We start from the raw sequence: 24,398 nt of genomic DNA, 5'->3' as shown, positions 1-24,398 counted from the left end.
AGAGCGGGGGGATGCAGCCGCCGCTCTTTTTACGTTCACTTCTATATAAAAGGGGGATATAGGTTGCGCCCCTGTCTGCACTGGCAGAGGCGCGTTTTGTTATACGACTGCGACGTTTTCCTTCACAGTAAAGCTTCCTCTTGAAAGCCTGATGTTGATGTCCGAGACTTTCGCAATTTGCTCATCGTGTGTCACCATGATGACGCATTTATTTTCCTTGTGCGCCAGATCTTGAAAGAGCCGCACTATTTCTTTTGATGTATCCTCATCAAGGTTCCCTGTCGGTTCATCGGCTGCGATGAGATCCGTGTCACAGCAGAAAGCCCTTGTAATTGAAACCCGCTGCTGCTGTCCGCCGCTCAGTGTCAGCACTTTTTGCCGGGCTTGTTTTTCATTGATGTCGACCTTCTGGAGCATTTCCAGCGCGTACGCTTCTTTGTTCTTTTCTTTAGAACCTGTGATTTCCATTGCGGTTGTGACGTTTTGAAGAGCTGTCATATATGGGAGCAGGTTGTACGCCTGAAAGACAATGGATACATATTGATTTCTGAAATTTGTTAAGCCGATTTTGGAAACAGCTTTTCCGCCGTAAAGAATCGTTCCTTCTTTTGGTGCGTCAAGTCCGCCTGCCAGAGACAGGAAAGTGGTTTTTCCTGTCCCTGATGTGCCGACGATCGTGTAGAATTTTCCTTTTTGAAAGCTGATGTTGATATCCTGAAACAATGGTTGGCTCTTGTCTTTATACCAGTAGCCGACTTGTTGAAATTCTAATAAGCTCATAGGTTTCGCCTCTTTCTATTCCTGTTTTGTCAATATCATTTTCGGATGGAGCCGCAGTACTGAAATAGACGGCAGCAATGTTGCGATGATGGCGATTAAGATGCCGATTCCGCCAAGAACAAGCATGTCGTTCATAGAAACCGCGACGTTCAGTGAATCAATGACATTCGTGTTTGCTGAGCTGTGGCCGAACATTCCGCCGCCCATTCCGCCGCCAGGCATTTGTCCGTTTTGTGCGCTTGCGTTTTGCGTTGAATCAGTTGATGAACTGACCTGCTGGGATAAAAGCTGATTTCCGAGCTGGTTTGCGACTAGATTTCCCGTCACTGATGCAAGACCGATGGCGATAACGGCCACGATCAAAATCTCAGCTAAGAACTGTCCGATCAATTTCCAGCGTTTTTCACCGATGGCCATTAATACGCCCATCTCATATTTTCGTTCTCTGATCGACATCATAACAATCAGGCCGAGAATGACCGCGCCCGCCGCTGATACAAGGTACACGACGTTTTTAGAGAATGAAGCCACATTTTCAATCGGACCGACCATTTGCTGGTAAAGCTGGTCGTTTGTATTCAGTGTGTACGTATCAAAATCAATTGATGTTTTCTTCGCTGCTTTTACGAAAGCATCCATATTTTTCGCATCGTCCATATAGTAAACAGCTGAGTCGATTGTGTTTTTATAGTCGTCACCTTTCAGCGCCGCTGTTGCTGTGTAAGGTGTGTACAGCTTGTTGTAAGGATTTAAAAAAGAGAAATTCTGGGCTTGGTCGTCGCCTGAAGACGTTGTTTTATAGATACCGACAATCTTCAGCGTCACCGTTGTATCTTCATCCGTGGCTGATTCAATTGTGATCGAATCACCTACGCTTAAATCATTTTCTTCCGCTAATGTTTCATTAATCACTGTTATTTTTTTGCCGACGTCTGATTTTGTAATCGCGCGTCCGTCTGTGATTTTTGAATCTCCGTCAGAGAAATCATCGACTAACGCTGTGCTGATGACACCTTCAATCGAAAGATCGGCTTGAACCATTTGCGGTCCGCCTTGTCCGCCGCCTTGGCTGTTTTTCGTATTTGTGCTTGAACTGCTTGAACTGGAATCACTTGAACTAGAGCTTTCAATCGCATCAAAATTTCCCGCGTTGGCTGAAGCTGATGTGGTGTAGTTGTAGCTCTTCACATGATCAAGTGCTGCAAGTTTATTCGCATCAGATACTTTGATCGGTGTTGATTCGAAGCTGCGCTTTTCTCCGCTGTCCTGCTGTTTTTCCATTTGCTTTTGGCGGTCCACCTGGAGCGTCACGCTTCCGCCTAGCTCCTGTCTGGCCAGTTCGCTTGATTTTTGTGCTGCCGACTGAATGGTGAGGCCTGACAGAACAAAGACACATATGACTGTAAACACAAATAATTGCAATAACGTTTTTCCCTTTTTCGCCTTCATATTCCAAAAGGCCCGTTTGATAAAGTTCATGTATGTTCCTCCGTATAGGTAGTTTTATTGATAAGGCCGCCTGTGGAGCGGGCCCGCTTGCTGATAAATTAATAGTAGTCCTAAGGTATGAAAAAACTATGAACAATGTATTGCTAGTTGATTAAATAAAAACTAACAATTGTGAAACACAAAACCTCCTGTGCAAAATGGTGCTATGATATAGAAAAGCATCAAAACAACCGGAGGATCTAATGAAAATATTAATGATAGAAGATAACGTTAGTGTATGTACGATGACGGAGATGTTCTTTTTTAAGGAAGGTTTTGAAGCGGAATTCGTTCATGACGGGTTAGAGGGGTACCAGCGTTTTACGGAGGATAATTGGGATCTGATCATTTTGGACATTATGCTTCCCTCTATGGACGGCATGACCATCTGCAGAAAAATAAGAGAGACAAGCACGGTTCCGATTATCATGCTGACTGCCAAAGACACTGAATCAGATCAGGTTATCGGTTTTGAGATGGGAGCGGACGATTATGTCACGAAGCCGTTCAGTCCGCTGACGTTGGTTGCCCGCATCAAAGCCGTTATCAGAAGATATCAGGCGACAGGCAAGGCGGTTATGGATGATGATATGATCGAATCTGAATGTTTTACAATTAATAAGAAGACGAGAGAAGTATTCTTAAACGGAGAGCCTGTGGAAAACCTCACGCCGAAGGAATTCGATCTGCTTTATTACCTGGTCCAAAATCCGCGGCAGGTGTTCTCCAGAGAACAGCTGCTTGAGCAGGTATGGGGCTATCAGTTCTACGGAGATGAGCGAACGGTCGACGTTCATATTAAACGGCTGCGGAAAAAGCTTGCCAGCGAGGACAAGCCTTTCCTATATACGGTGTGGGGAGTAGGGTATAAATTTGATGAAGATTAAATATTTATATCAGCTGCTGCTGAGCCATATCAGTATTTTGATTTTAGCGTTTGTCATTATCATTTCTCTCTTTTCCCACTTTGTGAAAGAGTTTGCCTATCAAAACAAAGTAGAGGAATTGACGTCATACGCTGTGCAGATCGCAAACGAATTCCAAGGCGGCCAGATTGACATGCACAGGCTGTACCCGTATCAGGACTTGCTGAGCACGAGAAAGACACAATTCATGCTCTTTGATGAAAAGCAACGCCCTTACTTCATGCCCGAAGGTTTTCCGCCAAGAGAAAAGCTTAAGAAATCAGAGTGGAGTAAGCTGAAGAAAGGGCAGACTGTCATGATCAGAGCGGATGGCCGTTTCGATGATGAAGTCTCTCTTGTGGCGCAGCCTATTTATGTCCAGAACGAATTTAAAGGGGCCGTTCTACTGATTTCTCCGATCAGCGGTGTTGAACAGATGGTCAATCAAGTTAATCTCTACATGTTTTATGCCGTGATCAGCACGCTTGCCATTTCCATTCTCGTTAGCTGGCTGCTATCGAAATTCCATGTGAAACGGATTGAAAAGCTAAGAGAAGCGACGGATAAAGTGGCTTCCGGTGATTATGACATTCACTTGGAAAGCAGCTACGGGGACGAAATCGGCGTGCTGGCGTCTGATTTTACGATCATGGCGAAAAAATTAAAGCAATCAAGGGATGAAATCGACCGCCTTGAGAAGCGGAGAAGACAGTTTATCGCTGATGTATCACACGAATTAAAAACACCGCTGACGACGATTAACGGCTTGGTTGAAGGACTGAACAGCCATACGATTCCTGATGATAAGAAGGAAAAATGCTTCTCGCTCATCAGTGAGGAAACAAAGCGCATGCTGCGGCTCGTCAAAGAAAATCTAGATTATGAAAAAATCAGATCCCAGCAAATTACCTTGAACAAGCTCGATGTTCCGCTGATTGAGGTTTTTGAAATTGTGAAAGAGCACTTGGAACAGCAGGCGGAAGAAAAGCAAAACAAGCTGACGATTCAGGTAGAGGATCACGTCATCGTTCACGCCGATTACGACCGGCTCATTCAAATCCTCGTCAACATGACAAAAAACAGTATCCAATTTACGCAAAACGGTAACATTTGGCTGCGCGGAATAGAAGGATATAAAGAGACGATTATCGAAATTGAAGATACGGGAGTCGGCATCTCAAAAGAGGATATTGAGCATATTTGGGAGCGGTTCTACAAAGCTGATATTTCAAGAACGAACACGGCATACGGGGAATACGGACTCGGTCTCTCCATCGTCAAGCAGCTCGTTGAAATGCATCAGGGCACAGTAGAAATCAAGAGTGAAGAAGGAAAAGGCACAACATTCATCATCCGCCTTCCTTTAACGGCAAAACAGCCATAACATACAGGGCGGCGGCATCATGAGGTGCAACCGCCTTTTTTGCGTATCACTTCGGTTTATTGCGTGCTCCCGAAACAAAGATTGCGTGTTTTTCGGGTTGGGACGGTCTGTAAACATGATAAAATATGACATAAACAGTTTTTGATGGGAGAGGGTGAAGGAATGAAGAGCGGGGTGATTCCTTCTTCAGCGGTCGGTCAAAAAATTAACGAGTGGTACAAATATATCCGCACATTCAGCGTGCCGGATGCCGAAGTGTTAAAAGCTGAAATCCAGCAGGAACTGAAACACATGCAGCATGATTCCAACTTGCTGCTCTATTATTCACTAATGGAATTTCGCCACCAGCTTATGCTTGATTATCTTGAGCCGTTAGAGAAATTAAATATCGAGGACCAGCCAAGCCTGTCTGAATTATCAAGAAACATTGACAGCAACCAGGCGGATCTCAAAGGGCTGCTCGACTACTATGTGAATTTTTTCCGCGGGATGTATGAATTTGATAAGCGGGAATTTATTTCTGCCATTACATACTATAAACAGGCGGAAAAGAAGCTCTCCTTTGTCGCAGACCATATTGAACGGGCTGAATTCTATTTTAAAATCGCGGAAGCTTATTATTATATGAAGCAAACGTACTTTTCACTGATCAATATAAAAAACGCCTATGAAATTTATGTGGAGCAGGAAACCTATAATGTGAGAATCATTCAATGCCATTTCGTCTACGGGGTTAACCTGATGGATGAAAGGAATTTTGAACAAGCCGCAAGCCATTTTAAATTGGCGCTCGATATGGCCGAAGCAGAACAAAAAGCCCAGCTGGTCGGAAGAGCATACTACAATCTCGGACTATGCTATTACAATCAAGACATTCTCGACCCTGCTATTGACTACTTTGAAAAAGCGGTCTCCACGTTTGAAAGCAGCCGGATTATCAATTCACTGCCGCAAGCCTATTTTTTAATCACCCTGATTTATTATAAACGGGGAAAACATGATAAAGCTTCGGCATATCACAAGCGGGGCTATGAATATGCTAAAGAAACAGACGATGCAGATTACGCGGTAAAATTCGAGTTTTTGAAATCCCTATATCAGGATCAGCCCAATGAAATAGGAATCGAACGATGTTTCCAATACTTAAAAAATAAAAATATGTACGCTGATATAGAGGATTTAGCCCTAGAAGTAGCAAAATATTACTATGAACAGAAATGGTTTAAACTGTCTGCTTCCTACTTTCTAAAAGTTGAAGAGGCAAGAAAACAAATACAAAGGAGTGAAGGTTTGTATGAAATTGAAATCTAAGTTGTTTGTTATTTGTTTAGCCGCGGCTGCAATTTTTACAGCGGCTGGCGTCTCAGCTAACGCGGAAGCACTCGACTTTCATGTGGCGGAAAGAGGAATGACGTAAGAACCAGCCCCTTCTCATTAGTGAGAAGGGGTTTTTTACAGAAACAGCGCCGCAAGACATGTATGTCACGGCGCTGCTCTTCACCGGAGAATATTTTTCTTAGTATCCCCCGTTATAAAATGCAGTACCCACAATAATCAAGAGGATAAATAACACAACGATCAAAGTAAATGAGCTTCCTCCATAACCTGACATCTTGTGCCACCTCCTTGTGAGATTACATTATCATATGCTGAATGATCACAGAGGATTGGGTATGGACCATATAAAAAACAAAAACGCCGTAAGATTAATTTGTCTTACGGCGCCATACGAGGTAAGTGAAAAAGGTTTAGTAGAAGCCGCCGCCTACATAAGCGGCTCCAACAATAATCAAAAGAATAAACAATACAACGATTAAAGCGAATGAATTATTGTAACCGCCGCCGCCAGTGTATCCTGACATAAGGCTTCACCTCCCTATAATGGATACTATAAGGTATGCAGAACAGGTCCGTTTGTCAGGGCCATTAGAGGACAAGAGAAAAAATGGACACAGCTATGAGCCAGATGGGCATAAAAAAATAGCGGGCGTTTGCGCCCGCTATTTATGTAATTAAGAGATCAGCACGCCCGCGAAAAATTCCTGATATAACGCTTGAACGGCTTTTCTTTCTTCGGCTTCTTTTACGCCGAACATCATGCTCACTTCAGAAGATCCCTGATTGATCATTTCGATATTCACTTTTGCCTCTGATAATGCCTTGGCCGCTCTCGCCGTTGTGCCGACATTGTGGCGCATCGCTTCTCCAACAACCATAATCAGTGCGAGATGATGCTCGACAATCACTTCGTCGGCGTGCAGCTCCTCTTGAATCTGTTTGATCACACTGCGTTCAGTGACGGCATCCATTTGACCCTCCCGTAAGATGATGGTCATGTCATCAATTCCCGATGGAACATGCTCATACGTCAATCCGTGCTCCTCCAAGATTTGAAGGGCTTTGCGCCCAAATCCGATTTCTCTGTTCATTAAATATTTGCTGATATAAATGCTGCAAAAGCCGGTATCGCTGGCAATGCCGACGACAGGGCCGTTTGTGTTATCCCGCTTGCTCACGACGCGTGTGCCTTGGGCTGACGGGTTGTTCGTATTTTTGATTTGTACGGGAATCCCCGCTCTGAACGCCGGAATGAGCGCTTCATCATGAAAAACTGAAAAGCCCGCATAGGACAGCTCCCGCATCTCTCTGTATGTCAGTTCGCTGATTTCCTTTGGATTCTCAACGAAGGACGGATTGACAGAGTACACAGCGTCCACGTCTGTAAAGTTTTCGTACAAATCAGCTTGAAGTCCGTTGGCGAGAATGGAACCGGTAATATCAGAACCGCTCCGTGAGAATGTGATCACATCGCCATCCTTGCTGAATCCGAAAAAACCGGGAAAAATAATGAGGCTGTCACGTTCCCGAAGACGATAGAGGTTTTGATAGGATTCAGGAAGAACTTGCGCGTTGCCGGGTTCATGTGTCACAAAAAGGCCGGCGTCCTTCGGGTTGACATATTCCGCTTTGACGCCTTTATGGCGGAAATAGGCGGCGATCAGCTTGGCGTTGTTATCCTCCCCGCTGGCTTTGACTGCGTCAAGATACTGCTCGGGATCGTTTTTATCTCCTTCTAAAAGCGTAAACAGATCATCGCGGATTTTTTCGATAATGCTTTGCTCCAGCTGAAGCTCATTGGCGATGAGGGCATACCGTTCCATAACAGCTTCCGCCAATTCAGGGGCGCTGCCTGATGCCAAATATTGTTCTGCACATGCGATTAAGAGATCAGTCACTTTCGTATCCTCAGCATAGCGTTTTCCCGGAGCTGAAACGACTACAGCTTTCCGTGCCGGATCTGAGGTTACGATGTGAAACACCTTTTCAAGCTGAGCGCCTGAAGCGAGTGAGCTGCCTCCGAATTTAACGACCTTCATGTTTACATCTCCTAATGTTTAAAATTTTCTCACAAATTTAGTATTTATTATCTCTCTTTCAGTCCTGTAAATCAAGGGGTAATTTCTTTCTGGAATGAACATTTGTATTTTCCACGAGGAACGATGTCAGGTTTGTTGACCGTATACATGCGTTGTGAAGATAAATATGGTAAACAGCCTAACGATTTGGGATTTGAAAATGATGATAACGATGAGTAAAATTGATTATATGATCAGATTAATATTTTGAAAGAATATTGACTAACACTAGAAAAATGGTAATATGTAAATGATAATGATAATCAATTACTATATGGCCATATTGTTTTGAGTCCTTGCGGAGTAGGAGATACGTTCTTTTTGCTGTAAGGATGTGAGGAGGCAGCATGAAGCTACGTTACTTATTTATTCTACTTATCATATTAGCAGTCACATCTGTATTTATCGGCGTAGAAGATCTGTCGCCGCTTGATCTCTTTGATTTAAGCAAACAAGAGGCGTCAACGCTGTTTGCAAGCCGTTTGCCGCGATTGATCAGCATCATTATCGCGGGTTTAAGCATGAGCATCTGCGGTTTGATTATGCAGCAGATCACCAGAAACAAATTCGTGTCACCGACAACCGCGGGCACAGTGGATTGGGCGAGGCTCGGCATTTTAATTTCTTTGCTGCTGTTTACATCCGCCAGTCCTTTAATCAAAATGCTGATCGCGTTTGTCTTTGCCCTTGCAGGAAATTTTCTGTTTATGAAAATCCTTGAAAGAATCAAGTTTAACGACACCATCTTTATTCCGCTTGTCGGTTTAATGCTTGGGAATATCGTCAGTTCAATCGCGACATTTATCGCATATAAATATGACTTGATTCAGAATGTGTCATCATGGCTTCAGGGAGACTTCTCTTTAGTCGTGAAAGGAAGATACGAGCTTCTTTATCTGAGTATTCCGCTCGTCATCATTGCCTATTTGTATGCGGATAAATTTACAGTGGCCGGTATGGGAGAAAGCTTTTCTGTCAACCTCGGCCTGAAGTACAAGCGGGTTGTGAACATCGGGCTCATGATCGTGTCCCTGATCACGTCTCTTGTCATTTTGACTGTCGGTATGCTTCCGTTTCTCGGTTTGATTATCCCGAATATTGTATCGATTTACAGAGGAGACAATCTAAAGAACAGCCTGCCGCACACGGCGCTATTGGGAGCGGTTTTTGTGCTGTTTTGCGATATATTGGGCAGAATCATTATCTTCCCTTATGAAATCTCGATTGGCCTGATGGTCGGAATCATCGGCAGCGGCATTTTCCTGTTTATGCTGTTAAGGAGAAAAGCTTATGCGTAACCAGATGAAAATTGCGATGCTCGTTGGTTTAGCCATTGTTTGTATTGGCTTGTTTTTGTTTTATGACGTAGGCAATTGGGATTACACCCTGCCGAGAAGAATCAAAAAGGTCGCTGCCATTGTGCTGACGGGAGGAGCGATTGCGTTTTCGACGATGATCTTTCAAACGATTACGAACAACCGCATCCTGACGCCGAGCATCTTGGGCCTTGATTCTCTCTACATGCTGATTCAGACCGGCATTATCTTTTTATTCGGTTCTGCAAATATGGTCATCATGAATAAAAACATGAACTTTATCATCTCTGTTCTGCTGATGATACTGTTTTCCCTTGTTCTTTATCATCTCATGTTTAAGGGAGAGGGGAGAAATATCTTTTTCCTTCTGCTCGTTGGAATCGTGTTTGGCACACTGTTCAGCAGCCTGTCTTCCTTTATGCAGATGCTGATTGATCCGAATGAGTTTCAAGTGGTGCAGGACAAGATGTTTGCCAGCTTTAACAACATCAATACGGATTTGTCATGGCTCGCGTTCATCATCTTCCTGCTGACAGGCGTTTACGTCTGGCGTTTTACGAAGTTTTTTGACGTGCTGTCGCTCGGGCGCGAGCACGCCGTGAATTTGGGCATTGACTACGACAAAGTGGTGAAGCAGATGCTGGTCGTGGTTGCGATCCTTGTTTCTGTTTCAACAGCGCTAGTCGGGCCGATTATGTTTTTAGGCCTTCTTGTCGTCAACCTGGCGAGAGAATTCCTGAAAACGTATAAGCATTCATACTTAATCGCAGGCTCCGTCTTCATCAGCATCATTGCGTTGGTGGGAGGACAGTTTGTGGTTGAGAAAGTGTTTACCTTTTCAACGACGCTGAGCGTCATTATCAATTTTGCCGGCGGGATTTATTTTATCTACTTGCTGTTAAAGGAGAATAAATCATGGTAGAGGTCAAAAATGTAAGCAAACAATATGGCGGGAAAGTGGTCCTTGAAGAGACATCAGTCACGATTCAAAAGGGCAAAATTACCTCGTTTATCGGTCCAAACGGCGCCGGCAAAAGCACGCTGCTGTCTATAATGAGCCGCCTGATCAAAAAAGATTCCGGCGAGATTTTCATAGACGGCCAAGAGATTGGATCATGCGACAGCAAAGAGCTTGCTAAAAAAATGAGCATTTTGAAGCAGGCGAACCAAATCAATATCAGGCTCACCATCAAAGATCTCGTCAGCTTCGGCAGATTTCCTTACTCACAAGGCCGGCTGACAGAGGAAGACTGGGGTCATATCAACCAGGCGCTCGGCTATATGAAACTGGAAGACATTCAGGACAAATACCTAGATCAGCTGAGCGGCGGACAGTGCCAAAGGGCATTTATCGCAATGGTCATTGCCCAGGACACCGATTATATTTTTCTGGATGAGCCGCTGAACAATCTGGATATGAAACATTCAGTTGAAATTATGAAACTGCTGAAACGGCTGGTGGAGGAGCTTGGAAAAACAATCGTGATCGTTATTCATGATATCAACTTCGCATCCGTCTACTCCGATCATATCGTTGCCTTGAAAAACGGCCGAATCGTAAAAGAGGGGCCGCCCGAGGAGATTATTGAAACCTCTGTGCTTGAAGAAATCTACGATATGACCATCCCGATTCAGACGATTGATCATCAAAGAATAGGTGTTTATTTTTCTTAATCTATAGAAGAGGTGAAGAGCATGAAAAAGTTTGCATTACTATTCATCGCTTTGGTAACGGCAGTTGTCATTTCTGCATGCGGAAACCAAAGTACAAGCAGCAGCAAAGGTTCTGATTCAAAGAATGAACAAATCACAGTGAAACACCTGCTTGACAAAGACGGCACAAAAGTGCCAAAGAACCCTGAAAAAGTAGTCGTGTTTGATTTTGGAAGCTTAGATACGTTAGATAAACTCGGCCTTGATGATAAAGTGGCAGGCCTCCCGAAACAAGCCCTTCCTAAATATCTGTCCCAATTCAAAGATGACAAATATGCGGATGTCGGAAGCTTAAAAGAGCCGGATTTTGAAAAAGTGGCTGAAATAGACCCTGATCTGATCATTATTTCAGGAAGACAATCTGAGTCATACAAAGAATTCTCTGATATCGCGCCGACGATTTACCTTGGCGTGGACACAGCGAAATACATGGAGTCATTTAAGTCAGACGCGGAAACAATCGGTAAGATCTTTGATAAAGAAGATGAAGTAAAAGATGAACTTGCAACAATTGATAGCTCAATTGCAGACCTTAAGAAAACAGCTGAAAAGCTTAACAAAAACGGTCTTGTCATCATGGCGAACGACGGAAAAATCAGCGCGTTCGGTTCTAAATCAAGATACGGCCTGATCCATGACGTATTCGGCGTGACACCGGCTGATAAAAACATCAAAGCCTCTACTCATGGACAAAGTGTTTCTTACGAGTACATTTCAAAAACAAACCCGGATTACCTGTTTGTCATTGACCGCGGTACAGCAATCGGAGAAACATCATCTACAAAACAAGTCGTTGAAAACGATTATGTGAAAAACGTAAACGCAGTGAAAAATGATCACGTCGTTTACCTTGATTCTGCTACTTGGTACTTATCAGGAGGCGGACTTGAGTCTATGACGCAAATGATTAAAGAAGTAAAAGACGGTTTAGAGAAGTAAACAAAAGGGCCTCCGCTTAAAAGCGGGGCCTTTTTATGTGATCAGCGTGCCGCCTGCTGTTCGGCAGGGCGCTGAGGTTTCTTTAATGTAAATGATAGAAGGAAGCCGGCAAGTGCGATGCAGGCTGCCACGAGAAATGCGGCGTTCATGCCGTGCAAGGCTGCGTGTTTCACATTTGTCGTGCCTGCGTGTGCCGCCTGGTTGCTCATGACGGACACCAAAAGTGCGGTTCCGATCGAGCCGCCGACCTGGCGGATGGTGTTGTTCATCGCTGTTCCATGCGGAATCAGGTGGCGCGGCAACGCGTTGATTCCGGCTGTCGTCACCGGCATCATGATCATGGCGGTACCTAAAAGGCGAACAGTGTATAAAACGACAATCCAAGCGAGTGACGTATGGTCGGTCAGCTGCATAAACGGCAGCGATGTCAGGAAGATGATGCAGAAACCGGCGATTGCCAGCCCTCTTCCGCCGACACGGTCAAAGATTCTGCCGATGATCGGTGACATGAAGCCCATCAGAATGGCTCCCGGAAGAAGCATGAGTCCTGTATCAAAAGCTGTGACGTCTCTGACGTTTTGTGTATAAAGCGGCAGGATGGTTTCCGTACCGATCAATAGTGCGAAGACAAGCGTTCCAAGCAGTGTTGTTAAGCTGAAAACGCCAAACGTAAAGACGCGGAATTCCAGCATCGGTTTTTCAAGTTTCATTTGTCTAGTAATAAATAAAATAAGTGCGACGGCACCCACCAGCAGTGAAATCAAGACGGTTGAACTGGTCCAGCCATAAGATCCAACGCTTGAGAAGCCGTACAGAAGCCCGCCGAATCCAAATGTCGAAAGGATCACTGATAAAATATCAATCTGTGTTTTTCTTAAAGTCGTCACGTTCTTCATCAGGATGCTGGCAAGAATTAAATCAATCACAGCAAACGGAAGAATAATATAAAACAGAGATCTCCAAGAGAAAGCTTCGACTGCCCATCCGGAAAGAGTCGGCCCGATTGCAGGCGCGAATGAGATGACCAATCCAACCATACCCATAGCCTGGCCACGCTTTTCAATCGGAAAGATCGTCAGGAATACGGTCTGCATGAGCGGCATCATAATACCTGCACCTGCTGCTTGAATGATACGCGCTGTCAGCAAAACCGGGAAGTTCGGCGCGAATGCTCCGACGACTGTTCCGGCAGTGAAAATACTCATTGCTATGATGAGCAGCGTCCTGCTCGTGAATTTCTCAATTAAAAACGCCGTAATCGGAATTAAAATCCCGTTGGTTAACATAAATGAAGTTGTCAGCCATTGCGCTTGGTTGGCATCTACATTGAAATCCCTCATAATATGGGGAAGCGCGGTAATTAACAGCGTCTGATTCAAAATCGCGACAAACGCCCCGGCTAATAAAATGCCGACAATGACAGAACGATTAAAAGGTTTTGGTGCAATACTTTTATCCAATACATATCCCTTCTTTTCTCTAAGTAATTAACAGTGTTTTTAACATCGAAACGGGCTGTGTTAAAACACCGGTTTGTTCCAGATAGCCAATCAGTGATTTGAGCAAAAAAGCGCGGGGTTCTTTCTTCTTCGCTTCTTCCTCCAGCATAGCGGCTGCGGATGTCAGTTCATCTACGTCAAAGTCCGCGGGGGGCAGGGAAGAGATGCCTTGGTGTAATTCCTTCAGGCTTTCCGACAACAGGGCTGATTTATCCTTTGGCTTGTAGGAGGATGCTGAATGAATATAAAGCTCGATGGCTTCAGGAGGAAGGAGAGACTGCCGGGTTTCCTTGTTTTTGACAAGCTGATTGAGGGTGCTGATGATAAACGCTGCGATGGGGTCAAGCTCAAGCGGTTTTTCCTCGATTTTGATCAGCATGACAAACTCGCGCATCATGCCGTGAAGAATGATGACTAAATCCCACACAAACGGGAGAATGGTTTCTCCATACGCCTGGATCAGCGAATCGCGGTGCCAGCAAATAATCGTTGATCTGGTCTGATGGATATGCTGTTTGACCCGGTTATTATGCAGCTTAGGGTTCCCGTAGGTCAGCATATTGAAAAACTGCTGGTTCCGCCTGAAGCCTTCCAGCTCCATTTTGACCTTTTGCATCAAACGCTCCTCCGGTGTCAGCGAGGTATTTTCCTGAAGTCTTGAGGCCGCGGCCACCATTTGCTTCTGGTTAAATGACAGCAGCTCTAAAAGCAGATCTTCCTTAGACTGAAACAGCTTATATATCGAAGCTTTTGACATCTTACATTCTTCTGCGATCGCCTGCATAGAAACCGACGTAAAATCCTTTTCTGAAAAAAGCTTTCTCGCAGTTAACAAGATATCTGTTTTTTTATCATGCATCTCATGGCTTCCTTCTTTCTTGAACATTAGAAAACCCATTGGTTCACAGAAAACCAATGAGTAACAATGAAAAAATTTTACCAAATAAACTAAATAGAAGTCAATGGATTTTAACCGGACAATCGAAAGGCCCGCCGGAAAATCCGACAGGCCGGGTGAGGCTTATTTTTCAACTTTAAATCCTTGTTTCTCAAGCATTTCACGGATATGCGGATAGTATAGGCGCTCATAATAGGAAGCGATACTCTGTGACCAGTTTCTTGTTTCTTGTCCGTTTGTCCGTTTACTCATGTATTCAGACATTGTCTCGTCATATGACTGAATGTGGGACGTCAGCTCATCTTGATTCAAATAGGTTTCCTGATGATTGACTGCTTCCTGCGGAAGACGCGGTTTTTTCGCTGAACGGTCAGCTGGATGCCCGATGACAAGGCCGGAAACAGGGAACACATATTTCGGAAGCTCAAGCAGTTCGATCAACTCTTGAGGGTTTCCGCGAACCGCCCCGATAGGAACCGTTCCCAGTCCGAGGGATTCGGCCGCTGCTGTCGCTGTGCCGAGGGCGATACCGGCGTCTACGGCGCCGACAAGAACGGACTCCAATCCGTTTGTGATTTCCATATTGAAATCATGCAGATCTTCAAGCGCGATTTTGGCCCGGTTGAAGTCTGCGCAGAATAGCAAGAAAACAGGAGCCTGATCAATCCAAGGCTGACCGCCTGCCAGCTCGGAGATTTTCTTTTTGCGCTCTTTATCCTGCACTGTGATCACAGTCACTTGCTGCCCGTTGATAGAAGTGGGGGCTGCTTGCACCGCTTGAATGATGTGGTCCAATTGTTCCTGTGCTACAGGTTGATCCGTATAGCTGCGAATCGAGCGGTGGTCTGTTAATGATTTGATGACTTCATTCATATGGGACACCCTTTCCTTACTCGCTAAGCTCTGTGCGGACAACATCAAGAGGGGCGCTCAGCAGTTCTTTTCCTTTTGCGACAAATCCTTGGAAATGCGCAGTTTCATTGTGTGATTTCATCGCCGCTTCATCTTTCCATTGCTCAAGCATCACAAATGTATTTTCTTCACCCACTTTTTCAAATAGGTCGTATTGCGCGTTGCCTTCCTCAGCTCTTGAGTGCTGAACAAGCGATTGTGCCTCGCTCAGAAATTCCTCGCGTTTTTCTGGTTTTACTTTGATGTAAGCTTGTAATACGATCATGTCAATCTCCTCCATCGTTATGCTGATTTTATTGTTCGAATTTAATCGAACTAACTGTATCATGTATTCAAAATGAGGTAAAGGAAAAACCCTCAAATAGTAAAATTGTCATTCTAATTGTTGTGTGATACATTTGTGTCATGAACATTCCAAACCATCCAGAAACAGAAACGTTGCAGCTGACAAAGGTTCTTCACGCACTTAGTGATCCGCTTCGTTTAGAGCTGGTAAAGCAATTAGCTGAAGCGAAAGAAAAAACGTGCGGCACCTGTGCGGATGTACAGGTTGCCAAATCGACCTTGTCGCATCATTTTAAAGTACTGAGAGAATCAGGCATCGCTCAAGTTCGGATAGAAGGAAAGCGCCGGTATTATTCGCTTCGCGCTGAAGACCTTGAAAAGGCGTTTCCCGGCCTGCTTGAAGCCATACTGAATGTTGACCAGGATCGCTGGTGAATTAATCCCCTGTACCGGGGATTTTTTTATGTCCGTAAACAGCACGGAAAAGCCTCTCGACACCCTCCTGAATGTCTTCTTCCTTCAGCCGCGCGAAGCCGATAATGAGAGCGGGCCGGCCTGTTTGCCGCTTGTTTTTTTCCTCTAAGTCAAATCGGCTCATTCCGAAGATTTCGAGCTGCTGGCCGGCGGCGTGTGCCAGAATGTCTTGTTCGGTGCGGCTTGTATGAAATTCGGTGACAAAATGCAGTCCCGCATTCGCCCCTTTTACGGAAATCTCTCCTCTGAACTTTGTTTCTAAAGCGGTGATCAGGCGCTCTCTCTTTTCTTTATAATGCTGCTTCATTTTTTTAATATGCTTCTGATATTCTCCGGACTCGATAAATGCCTGCAGGGTGAGCTGGGTAAGCGACGAGCATGTCTGCAAATCATAGCCCCGCTGTTTGTATGTCCGGAGCAGCTCCGGCGGCAAAACCATATAGCTGATCCGCAAGCCTGGGAGAAGGGATTTTGAAAAGGTGCCCATATAGATGACATTTTGAAAATGGCCGAGGCTTTGAAGCGCCGGAATGCTATCGACATCGTATGTAAATTCACTATCATAATCGTCTTCAATAATATAGCGATGCGGTTCCTCGGCTGCCCAGTTCAGCAGCTGAATTCTTCTGGATACAGGCATAATCGTTCCGGCCGGAAATTGATGCGATGGGGTCGTCACCAGCACATCAGGCTGCTGTCTATTGATTTCAGCAATCGACATGCCTTTGTCATCAAGCATAATGGTCTTCACCTGTTTTCCGGCATGTTTTAAAAGCTGGTACATGCGCCTGTAACCGGGCTCCTCCATCGCATACACCGCTTCCTTGGGCAACAGCTCAGTCAATAGCTGCATGAGCACCTGTGTGCCTGCCCCTATAACGATTTGTTCCGGCCGGCATTTTACACCCCGCGTCAAAGAAATGAGCCTGGCAACGGCCGCTCTCACTTCATATATTCCTTGCGGATGCGACATATCACCGAGCGTGCGGTATGAGCGGGAGGCCGCTTTTTGCTCGCAGCGAAACCAGCTTTTGATCGGAAAATGGTCTGTATCGGCACTCATGTGTGAAAACGAGATCCAATCGCTCTGATCTTGGTGAACCTCTTTCAGATCATCCGGCAGTACAAACGGAGGGTGCTCCTCGGCTGAAAACATGTCCAGCTTCTCCACGAAAAAACCCTTTCGCTCAATGGCGTATAAATATCCCTCAGCCAGCAGCTGCTGATAGGCTGCATTCACTGAGTTTACGCTGACCTTCAGCTTCTCTGCCAGCTCCCGTTTGGAGGGAACCTTCGAGTGGGGCAGCAGATTGCGGCTGAGGATTTCTTTTTTTAGCTTTTGATAAATTTGCTGATAGATATAATCGGCTTGTTCTGAGCGGTCGAGTGTGATTGTGATATCCATTTGCGGTGTCTCCTTCTGATACCATCAAAAAGTTATAATTGGTACTTTTCATCATACCAAAAAGAAGTCAGAATGATAAGAAAATAGCGACAGGGGGACATTCACATGAGTGAAACAACAGCAAGCATCACGACTGCCCAGTGGCAGCAAAAACGGGATCAATTCGTGTCAAAAGGTGTGAGCAACGGCAACCGCAGTCTGGCGGCCAAAGGGGAAGGGGCTGAGCTGTACGATTTGGACGGCCGGAGGTTTATTGATTTTGCAGGCGCCATCGGAACGGTAAACGTCGGACACTCACATCCGAAGGTGGTTGAGGCTGTAAAGCGGCAGGCTGAGGAGCTCATTCACCCGGGGTTCAATGTCATGATGTACCCATCTTATATCGAATTAGCCGAAAAACTGTGCGGCATTGCACCGGGCAGCTATGAGAAAAAAGCGATCTTTCTGAACTCGGGGGCGGAAGCGGTTGAAAACGCTGTGAAAATCGCCAGAAAATATACAAAGCGCCCAGGGGTTGTTTCGTTTACACGCGGGTTTCACGGGCGGACGAATATGACGATGAGTATGACGAGCAAGGTAAAACCTTATAAATTCGGCTTCGGACCTTTTGCTTCAGAGGTTTATCAAGCACCGTTCCCCTATTATTATCAAAAGCCGGCGGGCATGAGTGATGAAAGCTATGACGACATGATCATCCAAGCGTTTAATGATTTCTTCATCGCTTCCGTCGCGCCGGAAACGGTGGCGTGTGTCGTGATGGAGCCGGTGCAGGGAGAAGGCGGCTTCATTATCCCATCGAAAAGGTTTGTGCAGCACGTTGCGTCATTTTGCAAAGAACACGGCATTGTCTTTGTCGCTGATGAAATCCAAACGGGTTTTGCCAGAACTGGCGCTTATTTCGCGATTGAGCATTTTGATGTAGTGCCTGACCTGATCACGGTTTCTAAATCACTTGCGGCGGGCTTGCCGTTAAGCGGTGTGATCGGCCGTGCGGAACTGCTTGATGCGGCGGCGCCCGGGGAGCTGGGGGGCACGTATGCAGGCAGCCCGCTCGGGTGCGCTGCGGCTTTGGCTGTCTTGGATATCATTGAAGAAGAAGGATTGAATGACCGTTCTGAAGAAATTGGAAAAATCATTGAAGAGAAGGCGTATGAGTGGAAACAAGAATTCCCGTTCATCGGTGACATCCGCAGACTCGGGGCAATGGCGGCCATCGAAATTGTCAAGGACCCCGACACGCGAGAGCCTGATAAGGCGAAAGCGGCAGCGATTGCGGCGTATGCGAATCAAAACGGCTTGCTTTTGCTGACAGCGGGAATCAACGGCAATATCATTCGTTTTCTGACGCCGCTCGTCATCTCAGACAGCCTTCTGAATGAAGGGCTCAGCATATTGGAGGCGGGCCTGCGAGCGTAATCATTGGAAAGAAAATAGCTGGGTCTGCTATCATTTTAAGTAATCATAAAACAGAAAGGAATGTTCAATATGCCAGATCAATTAACGGTCTGCAACCCGGCTACGGGCGAGGAGATCAAAACGATTCCTCAGCAATCAGCCAAAGAAGTAGAAGAAGCCATTGAACGTTCACATCAGGCGTTTAAAACGTGGTCTAAAACATCAGCGAATGAAAGAGCGTCTCTCTTAAAAAAATGGTATGAGCTGATTGTTGAACATAAAGAAGAACTTGCAGATTTAATTACAAAGGAAAACGGAAAACCGTATCAGGAAGCGGTCGGTGAGGTACTATACGGCGCAGGCTATATCGAATGGTTCGCAGAGGAAGCGAAGCGTGTGTACGGAAGAACGGTCCCTGCTCCGACAACCGGCAAACGAATTGTCGTCACACGCCAGCCAGTCGGCCCTGTTGCTGCCATCACGCCTTGGAATTTCCCGAATGCGATGATTACACGTAAAGCGGCGCCTGCTCTTGCTGCCGGCTGCACGTTTATTATCAAGCCGGCACCGGACACACCGCTGTCTGCCTATGAGCTTGCGCGCCTCGCATATGAAGCGGGCATTCCGAAGGACGTCCTTCAGGTTGTGATCGGCGACGGCGAAGAGATCGGAAATGTCTTCACAAGCAGTCCGAAAATCCGCAAAATCACCTTCACAGGATCAACGCCGGTAGGGAAAATCCTCATGAAAAACAGTGCGGACACCGTGAAACATGTCTCCATGGAGCTCGGTGGCCATGCCCCGCTGATTGTGGATGAGGATGCCAACATCGATCTTGCCGTCGAACAGGCGATGCTGTCTAAATACAGAAACGCCGGACAGACTTGTGTTTGTGCAAACCGTCTCATCGTTCACGAGTCGATTAAAGACGAATTTGCCGCGAAACTAAGCGAGCAAGTGTCTAAGCTCAAAGTCGGAAATGGGCTTGAAGATGGCGTCAATGTCGGCCCGATTATCAATAAAAGAGGCTTCGAAAAAATCGTCAGCCAAATCGATGATGCCGTTGAAAAAGGCGCGAAGGTTCTTGCAGGGGGCACGTATGACCGAAACGATGACAAAGGCTGCTACTTTGTCAATCCGACAGTGCTCGCCGATGTCGATACGTCCATGAATATCATGCACGAGGAAACTTTCGGCCCGGTTGCACCGATCATCACGTTTTCTGATATTGATGAAGCGATTCAGCTTGCCAACGATACGCCGTACGGCTTGGCTGCTTACTTCTTCACAGAAAACTACCGCCGCGGCATCTATATTTCCGAGAATCTCGAGTACGGCATTATCGGCTGGAATGACGGAGGACCGTCAGCGGTTCAAGCGCCATTCGGCGGAATGAAAGAAAGCGGCGTCGGCCGCGAAGGCGGTTCGGAAGGCATTGAGCCGTACCTTGAAACGAAATATATGTCCATTGGTTTGTAAAAGAATGCAAGCTCCTAAAGAGCTGCCGGATCTTCCGGCAGCTCTTTTTGTGTTTCCGGCGAATAAACCCAACCATTCCAGCCAAAATAACAGCAAATACATTTTGAAAGAAGGTTCCCCAACAATGGATTTATTATTGGCTCTTCTCCCGGCTTTGTTTTGGGGGAGCATTGTTCTCTTCAATGTGAAATTAGGCGGTGGACCGTACAGCCAGACACTCGGAACGACGATCGGGGCGCTCATTGTGTCTATCGTGATTTATTTTTTTGTTCAGCCCGCTCTGTCACTGCGCATTTTTATTGTCGGCATCGTATCCGGCTTATTTTGGTCCCTTGGACAGAGCAACCAGCTGAAAAGCATTGAATTGATGGGTGTGTCCAAAACAATGCCGATTTCCACTGGAATGCAGCTCGTGTCAACCTCACTGTTCGGTGTGATTGTGTTTCGTGAATGGTCTACACCGATTGCGATTACGCTTGGCATTCTCGCTCTGATCTTTATCATCGTGGGAATCATTCTCGCATCATTGGAAGATAAGAAAGATAAGAAAGAGGGTGAGCCAAGCAACTTTAAAAAAGGCATATTGATTCTTCTTGTCTCGACGCTCGGTTATTTGGTGTATGTCGTCGTTGCCAGATTGTTTAATGTGTCTGGCTGGTCGGCTCTTTTGCCGCAGGCGATCGGGATGGTAATCGGGGGACTTGCTTTAACCTATAAACACAAACCCTTTAACAAATATGCAATCAGAAATATCCTCCCCGGCTTAATCTGGGCAGGAGGAAATATGTTTCTGTTTATTTCTCAGCCGAAGGTCGGCGTCGCAACAAGCTTTTCCCTCTCGCAAATGGGAATTGTCATTTCTACGCTCGGCGGCATATTCATCCTGCGTGAAAAGAAATCAAAACGCCAGCTTATTGGGATTGGGATTGGGATTGCGCTGATTATCGCGGCAGCCATATTTTTAGGAATCGCCAAAACAAATTCATAACAATTGGAGGAGGATATATATGTATCCGGATTTAAAAGGAAAAGTCGTCGCCATTACAGGAGCCGCATCAGGCCTTGGGAAAGCCATGGCCATTCGCTTCGGCAAGGAGCAGGCGAAAGTGGTGATCAACTACTTTAGCGAAAAACAGAATCCGAACGAGGTCAAAGAAGCGGTCATCAAGGCGGGCGGTGAAGCCGTTATCGTCCAAGGAGATGTTACGAAAGAGGAAGATGTGAAAAACATTGTACAAACTGCGATTAAAGAGTTCGGCACACTCGATATTATGATAAATAACGCCGGACTTGAAAATCCTGTGGCGTCTCACGAAATGCCGCTGAAGGATTGGGATAAAGTCATCAGCACGAACTTAACCGGCGCTTTTTTAGGAAGCCGGGAAGCGATTAAATATTTCGTAGAACACGATATCAAGGGAAATGTCATCAACATGTCCAGTGTGCATGAAGTGATTCCGTGGCCGTTATTTGTCCACTATGCGGCTAGTAAAGGCGGGATTAAACTGATGACGGAAACATTAGCGCTGGAGTACGCGCCTAAGGGCATTCGTGTCAATAATATTGGGCCAGGCGCGATCAACACGCCAATCAATGCCGAAAAATTCGCTGATCCTAAACAGAAAGCAGATGTTGAAAGCATGATTCCGATGGGATATATCGGCGAACCGGAGGAAATCGCCGCGGTAGCGGTATGGCTTGCTTCGAAGGAATCAAGCTACGTTACAGGTATCACGTTATTCGCGGACGGCGGTATGACACAATACCCTTCCTTCCAGGCAGGACGCGGATAAATCAAAAAAGCGACCCAGATATGTCTTCTGGATCGCTTTTTTCATTAGGCGCGCTTTTTCTTTACAAGCGCTGCTACAGACAAAATGATGGCTGCGGCAGACAGCACAATCGCTGTGATGTTGAGAGCTGAAGAGCCTGTGTCTTCGGAATCGTCTTCCGTTTTCGTGGCGCCGTGCTCATCTGTCACTTGTTTTGCAGCAGTGATGTTTGTAATGGAATGAGGCGTATCCGCATCCTCGTCACCTGTCCATTCGACAATGCTGCCGTCCTTGTAATATTGGTATGCGTCCCAAGCGGCTTCCTCCGCTTTGTCAGGGTTTTTGGCAACAAAGGTAAACCGCTGGAACTGTCCTTCCTGAATGCCGCCGTCAGTCGCCTCCCATGTGACGGAAACTGATTGATCATCGTGTTTCTGGGTGGATATCTTCCAGCCCGGAATCGGCTCGTACTGCTGGAACTCAACATCCTTCGGCATTTTGAGGACAACCTTTGTTGTCGGCAGGTTTTTTTCAGAAGGAACCTTCATTGTATAGGTTTCCCATGAACCTGCAGCGGATTCAGCGGGCTTTACAGTAACGTGCGCGCTGGCAGGGGCCGTAAAGAATAAAAGTGAGCCGACAATAGCTGGACATAGTGTGAATGCGATTTTTTTTAACAACGTAAAACACTCCTCTAATTGGTTTTTGTAAACATCATATTGATTTCGTTAAAGTCACCGGTCAAACCGTGGACTTTGATCTTCCAGTTTCCTTTTTCATTAATGGATAGGTTTTCATCCTGGAAGACGCCCTTTGCTTTCTCTTTTAATTGGAAGGTGTTTTTGTTCTCGCTGCCTGACAGACCTGTTTTATAAACGGTTAACGTGATTTGCTGGATGTTTTTTACCGGGTCGCCGTTATGGTCGGTGACTCGCAGCTCAAATACGTTTTTGCCAGGCTGGTTCGGGCTGATGCTGAGAGAAACGCTTTGCCCGTTCTCAATCGCTTTGGTTTGGTAGAACGGTTCCGGCACCGGCTCAGGCGGGCTCGGCAGGCTGGTAAACACGGCCGCTGTGATCAATACAGCGATGCCGATTGCCCATTCCGCTTTCACGGTCCGGCTGATTCCTGCGCGGCGCTGTTTTCTGGTGAGCAGAAAATGAACCGCGCCTAAGGCCAGCATCAACACAAACAATCCGCTTTTAACTAAAAGAGCTTGCCCATACGCTGTGCGGAACAGTGAATCCATCGAACGAATGATGAAAAATCCATTAAGCAAACCTGAAAATAAAATGACGCCGACTGCAGTAAGCGCCCACGGCGAGAAGCGGCTTACCGTTTCCCATGCGAGCGTTTTGTCAGGCTGCTTCCATTCGTTTGCGAGCAGCAAAACGAGTGCCGCTATTCCGCCGACCCAGATGGAAGCGGATGATAAATGAAGGAAATCCATCAAAATCCCGACCGCTTTTTCTTCAACGACAGCAGCATGGCCGGTAAACGCTTTGGCAAGCAGGAGACCGAAAAAGAAAATGAGCGGCGCTGTCCAATAGCCAAAGGACGAATAGCGGTTTTTGCGTATCGCAGGGATCACAGACAGTGCTAGCAGCACGAACAGCGCGGCCTGTATGATCCAAATGGTGCCGCCTGCTGTCTCAAACAGTGTCTCTCTGATATAGATCGGCTGGAAGGCGCTGTCCCAGCCGCCCGCGTTTGCTTTTGTCTGAATCGGAAGCTGAAGTAAAAGGGCCAGGCCCAATGCGGTAATCGAGACGATCAAGATGCGTCTCGTCCGTTTGGCGAGTTGTTCTGAATCCCCTTTATACCAGAAGAGATGGAAGAAAACCGTCCCGATAAACAAAGATAAGGCTGTATACAGCATCGCTCGGTCTGCGGCTGTTTCCGGGTTCAGAGGTGAACCTGCTGCTTTTTGGCTGCTGAATCCGCCTTCCGCTTTCCCGATGCTGAACGGTATGACGCCGGAGACCGGATGCCCGTCCGCGGACACGGCATTCCATTCCGCTCTGTACACATCATGCGGCAGATTCTTTTTCAGCTTCACTGTCATGATGTGATTGTTATCTTTTTTGATTTCAGTCTTGCCGTTATCTACCCGTTCGCCGTTTGAATTATAGACTTTAATGTAATGAAACCCTTCTTCTACCGGTTCATTAAATTCGATTTCTGCATGTGCAGGTGCGCTTTTTAATTCGCTGTTTTCACTAGGTGAAGATTTGACGATATAGGCGTGAGCAAAGCTTGTTTTCGGCAGGAAAACAAGAAAAAGCAGAAAGATGATCCACCATCTGTTTCGCTTCATCACTCAGACACCACCTTCCGC

At 46.1% G+C, this 24,398-nt stretch carries 25 protein-coding genes; 13 read left to right on the top strand and 12 right to left on the bottom strand.

Annotated elements, in window-relative coordinates:
- Positions 1 to 99: 99 nt before the first annotated feature.
- Both V6D44_RS17905 and V6D44_RS17900 read right to left on the bottom strand, forming a co-directional pair.
- Positions 100 to 780, bottom strand: coding sequence for an ABC transporter ATP-binding protein (locus V6D44_RS17905; RefSeq protein WP_333516779.1), 681 nt, complete (start codon positions 778 to 780; stop codon positions 100 to 102).
- A 15-nt stretch (positions 781 to 795) separates the two neighbouring features.
- Entirely contained in the window at positions 796 to 2,259 is a 1,464-nt protein-coding gene (locus V6D44_RS17900) for an ABC transporter permease (RefSeq protein WP_333516778.1), read from the bottom strand.
- 212 nt (positions 2,260 to 2,471) lie between these two features.
- On the opposite strand from V6D44_RS17900, the gene yclJ reads away from it, so the two are divergent.
- The 4 genes from yclJ to phrC all read left to right on the top strand — a co-directional run bounded on the left by yclJ (position 2,472) and on the right by phrC (position 5,974).
- Entirely contained in the window at positions 2,472 to 3,155 is a 684-nt protein-coding gene (gene yclJ / locus V6D44_RS17895; protein WP_087993041.1) for a two-component system response regulator YclJ, read from the top strand.
- Positions 3,142 to 4,557 (top strand): sensor histidine kinase, encoded by a 1,416-nt coding sequence (locus tag V6D44_RS17890; RefSeq protein WP_087993040.1) that lies wholly within the window; start codon positions 3,142 to 3,144, stop codon positions 4,555 to 4,557. Before yclJ ends, V6D44_RS17890 begins: the two co-directional genes overlap by 14 nt.
- 162 nt (positions 4,558 to 4,719) lie before the next feature.
- On the top strand, positions 4,720 to 5,868 hold the full coding sequence (gene rapC / locus V6D44_RS17885; RefSeq protein WP_087993039.1) for a response regulator aspartate phosphatase RapC: 1,149 nt from the start codon (positions 4,720 to 4,722) through the stop codon (positions 5,866 to 5,868).
- Positions 5,852 to 5,974: a phosphatase RapC inhibitor PhrC gene (gene phrC, locus V6D44_RS17880; protein WP_087993038.1), complete on the top strand. Its 123-nt coding sequence runs from the start codon at positions 5,852 to 5,854 to the stop codon at positions 5,972 to 5,974. The genes rapC and phrC overlap by 17 nt, the downstream gene beginning before the upstream one ends.
- A 99-nt stretch (positions 5,975 to 6,073) precedes the next feature.
- On the opposite strand, the gene V6D44_RS17875 is transcribed toward phrC, so the two are convergent.
- The 3 genes from V6D44_RS17875 to V6D44_RS17865 all read right to left on the bottom strand — a co-directional run bounded on the left by V6D44_RS17875 (position 6,074) and on the right by V6D44_RS17865 (position 7,934).
- Positions 6,074 to 6,169: a YjcZ family sporulation protein gene (locus V6D44_RS17875; RefSeq protein WP_087993037.1), complete on the bottom strand. Its 96-nt coding sequence runs from the start codon at positions 6,167 to 6,169 to the stop codon at positions 6,074 to 6,076.
- Between the two features lie 136 nt (positions 6,170 to 6,305).
- Complete coding sequence (locus tag V6D44_RS17870; protein ID WP_039075856.1) at positions 6,306 to 6,419, bottom strand: YjcZ family sporulation protein; 114 nt, start codon at positions 6,417 to 6,419, stop codon at positions 6,306 to 6,308.
- Positions 6,420 to 6,569: 150 nt separating this feature from the next.
- Positions 6,570 to 7,934, bottom strand: coding sequence for an aspartate kinase (locus V6D44_RS17865; RefSeq protein WP_087993036.1), 1,365 nt, complete (start codon positions 7,932 to 7,934; stop codon positions 6,570 to 6,572).
- A gap of 386 nt (positions 7,935 to 8,320) precedes the next feature.
- On the opposite strand from V6D44_RS17865, the gene yclN reads away from it, so the two are divergent.
- The 4 genes from yclN to V6D44_RS17845 are packed head-to-tail and all read left to right on the top strand — an operon-like array spanning position 8,321 to position 11,941.
- Positions 8,321 to 9,271 (top strand): petrobactin ABC transporter permease YclN, encoded by a 951-nt coding sequence (gene yclN, locus V6D44_RS17860; protein WP_087993035.1) that lies wholly within the window; start codon positions 8,321 to 8,323, stop codon positions 9,269 to 9,271.
- Positions 9,264 to 10,211 (top strand): petrobactin ABC transporter permease YclO, encoded by a 948-nt coding sequence (gene yclO, locus V6D44_RS17855; RefSeq protein WP_333516777.1) that lies wholly within the window; start codon positions 9,264 to 9,266, stop codon positions 10,209 to 10,211. The genes yclN and yclO overlap by 8 nt, the downstream gene beginning before the upstream one ends.
- Positions 10,205 to 10,963, top strand: coding sequence for a petrobactin ABC transporter ATP-binding protein YclP (gene yclP, locus V6D44_RS17850; protein WP_087993033.1), 759 nt, complete (start codon positions 10,205 to 10,207; stop codon positions 10,961 to 10,963). Before yclO ends, yclP begins: the two co-directional genes overlap by 7 nt.
- 21 nt (positions 10,964 to 10,984) lie before the next feature.
- Positions 10,985 to 11,941 (top strand): siderophore ABC transporter substrate-binding protein, encoded by a 957-nt coding sequence (locus V6D44_RS17845; RefSeq protein WP_087993032.1) that lies wholly within the window; start codon positions 10,985 to 10,987, stop codon positions 11,939 to 11,941.
- 41 nt (positions 11,942 to 11,982) lie between these two features.
- Here the strand turns inward: V6D44_RS17845 and V6D44_RS17840 are convergent, their stop codons facing one another.
- The 4 genes from V6D44_RS17840 to V6D44_RS17825 all read right to left on the bottom strand — a co-directional run bounded on the left by V6D44_RS17840 (position 11,983) and on the right by V6D44_RS17825 (position 15,515).
- Positions 11,983 to 13,401, bottom strand: a complete 1,419-nt coding sequence (locus tag V6D44_RS17840; RefSeq protein WP_087993031.1) for an MDR family MFS transporter — start codon at positions 13,399 to 13,401, stop codon at positions 11,983 to 11,985.
- A 19-nt stretch (positions 13,402 to 13,420) separates the two neighbouring features.
- Complete coding sequence (locus tag V6D44_RS17835) at positions 13,421 to 14,299, bottom strand: TetR/AcrR family transcriptional regulator (protein ID WP_087993030.1); 879 nt, start codon at positions 14,297 to 14,299, stop codon at positions 13,421 to 13,423.
- Between the two features lie 162 nt (positions 14,300 to 14,461).
- Entirely contained in the window at positions 14,462 to 15,211 is a 750-nt protein-coding gene (locus V6D44_RS17830) for an NADPH-dependent oxidoreductase (RefSeq protein WP_087993029.1), read from the bottom strand.
- Positions 15,212 to 15,227: 16 nt separating this feature from the next.
- Positions 15,228 to 15,515, bottom strand: a complete 288-nt coding sequence (locus V6D44_RS17825) for a putative quinol monooxygenase (protein WP_003225015.1) — start codon at positions 15,513 to 15,515, stop codon at positions 15,228 to 15,230.
- Positions 15,516 to 15,655: 140 nt separating this feature from the next.
- Here V6D44_RS17825 and V6D44_RS17820 point away from each other — a divergent pair, with 140 nt between their 5' ends.
- Positions 15,656 to 15,970 carry an ArsR/SmtB family transcription factor gene (locus V6D44_RS17820; RefSeq protein ID WP_087993028.1) on the top strand — a complete coding sequence of 105 codons (315 nt, stop codon included), beginning with the start codon at positions 15,656 to 15,658 and terminating at the stop codon, positions 15,968 to 15,970.
- 1 nt (position 15,971) lies between these two features.
- Here the strand turns inward: V6D44_RS17820 and gabR are convergent, their stop codons facing one another.
- The gene (gabR, locus tag V6D44_RS17815) at positions 15,972 to 17,414 is read right to left on the bottom strand and encodes a MocR-like transcriptional regulator GabR (protein ID WP_333516776.1); all 1,443 of its coding nucleotides are present in this window, start codon (positions 17,412 to 17,414) and stop codon (positions 15,972 to 15,974) included.
- A 105-nt stretch (positions 17,415 to 17,519) separates the two neighbouring features.
- Here gabR and gabT point away from each other — a divergent pair, with 105 nt between their 5' ends.
- From gabT to gdh, 4 genes are all read left to right on the top strand, one after another.
- On the top strand, positions 17,520 to 18,830 hold the full coding sequence (gene gabT, locus V6D44_RS17810) for a 4-aminobutyrate--2-oxoglutarate transaminase (RefSeq protein WP_202328896.1): 1,311 nt from the start codon (positions 17,520 to 17,522) through the stop codon (positions 18,828 to 18,830).
- 69 nt (positions 18,831 to 18,899) lie between these two features.
- Positions 18,900 to 20,288, top strand: coding sequence for a succinate-semialdehyde dehydrogenase (gene gabD, locus V6D44_RS17805; protein WP_087993025.1), 1,389 nt, complete (start codon positions 18,900 to 18,902; stop codon positions 20,286 to 20,288).
- A gap of 124 nt (positions 20,289 to 20,412) precedes the next feature.
- Positions 20,413 to 21,276: a glucose uptake protein GlcU gene (gene glcU / locus V6D44_RS17800; RefSeq protein WP_087993078.1), complete on the top strand. Its 864-nt coding sequence runs from the start codon at positions 20,413 to 20,415 to the stop codon at positions 21,274 to 21,276.
- A gap of 19 nt (positions 21,277 to 21,295) precedes the next feature.
- Positions 21,296 to 22,081, top strand: a complete 786-nt coding sequence (gene gdh / locus V6D44_RS17795) for a glucose 1-dehydrogenase (RefSeq protein WP_087993024.1) — start codon at positions 21,296 to 21,298, stop codon at positions 22,079 to 22,081.
- A 44-nt stretch (positions 22,082 to 22,125) separates the two neighbouring features.
- On the opposite strand, the gene V6D44_RS17790 is transcribed toward gdh, so the two are convergent.
- Complete coding sequence (locus tag V6D44_RS17790; RefSeq protein ID WP_202328900.1) at positions 22,126 to 22,740, bottom strand: YcnI family copper-binding membrane protein; 615 nt, start codon at positions 22,738 to 22,740, stop codon at positions 22,126 to 22,128.
- Positions 22,741 to 22,754: 14 nt separating this feature from the next.
- Positions 22,755 to 24,377, bottom strand: coding sequence for a copper resistance CopC/CopD family protein (locus tag V6D44_RS17785; RefSeq protein WP_202329052.1), 1,623 nt, complete (start codon positions 24,375 to 24,377; stop codon positions 22,755 to 22,757).
- Positions 24,378 to 24,398: the final 21 nt, after the last annotated feature.

It is taken from the genome of Bacillus sp. 0209A (genome assembly GCF_036765095.1).
Classification (GTDB): Bacteria; Bacillota; Bacilli; order Bacillales; family Bacillaceae; genus Bacillus; species Bacillus subtilis_G.
The sequence above is the reverse complement of the archived record's forward strand: the minus strand, read 5'-3'. Positions and strand labels throughout refer to the sequence as shown.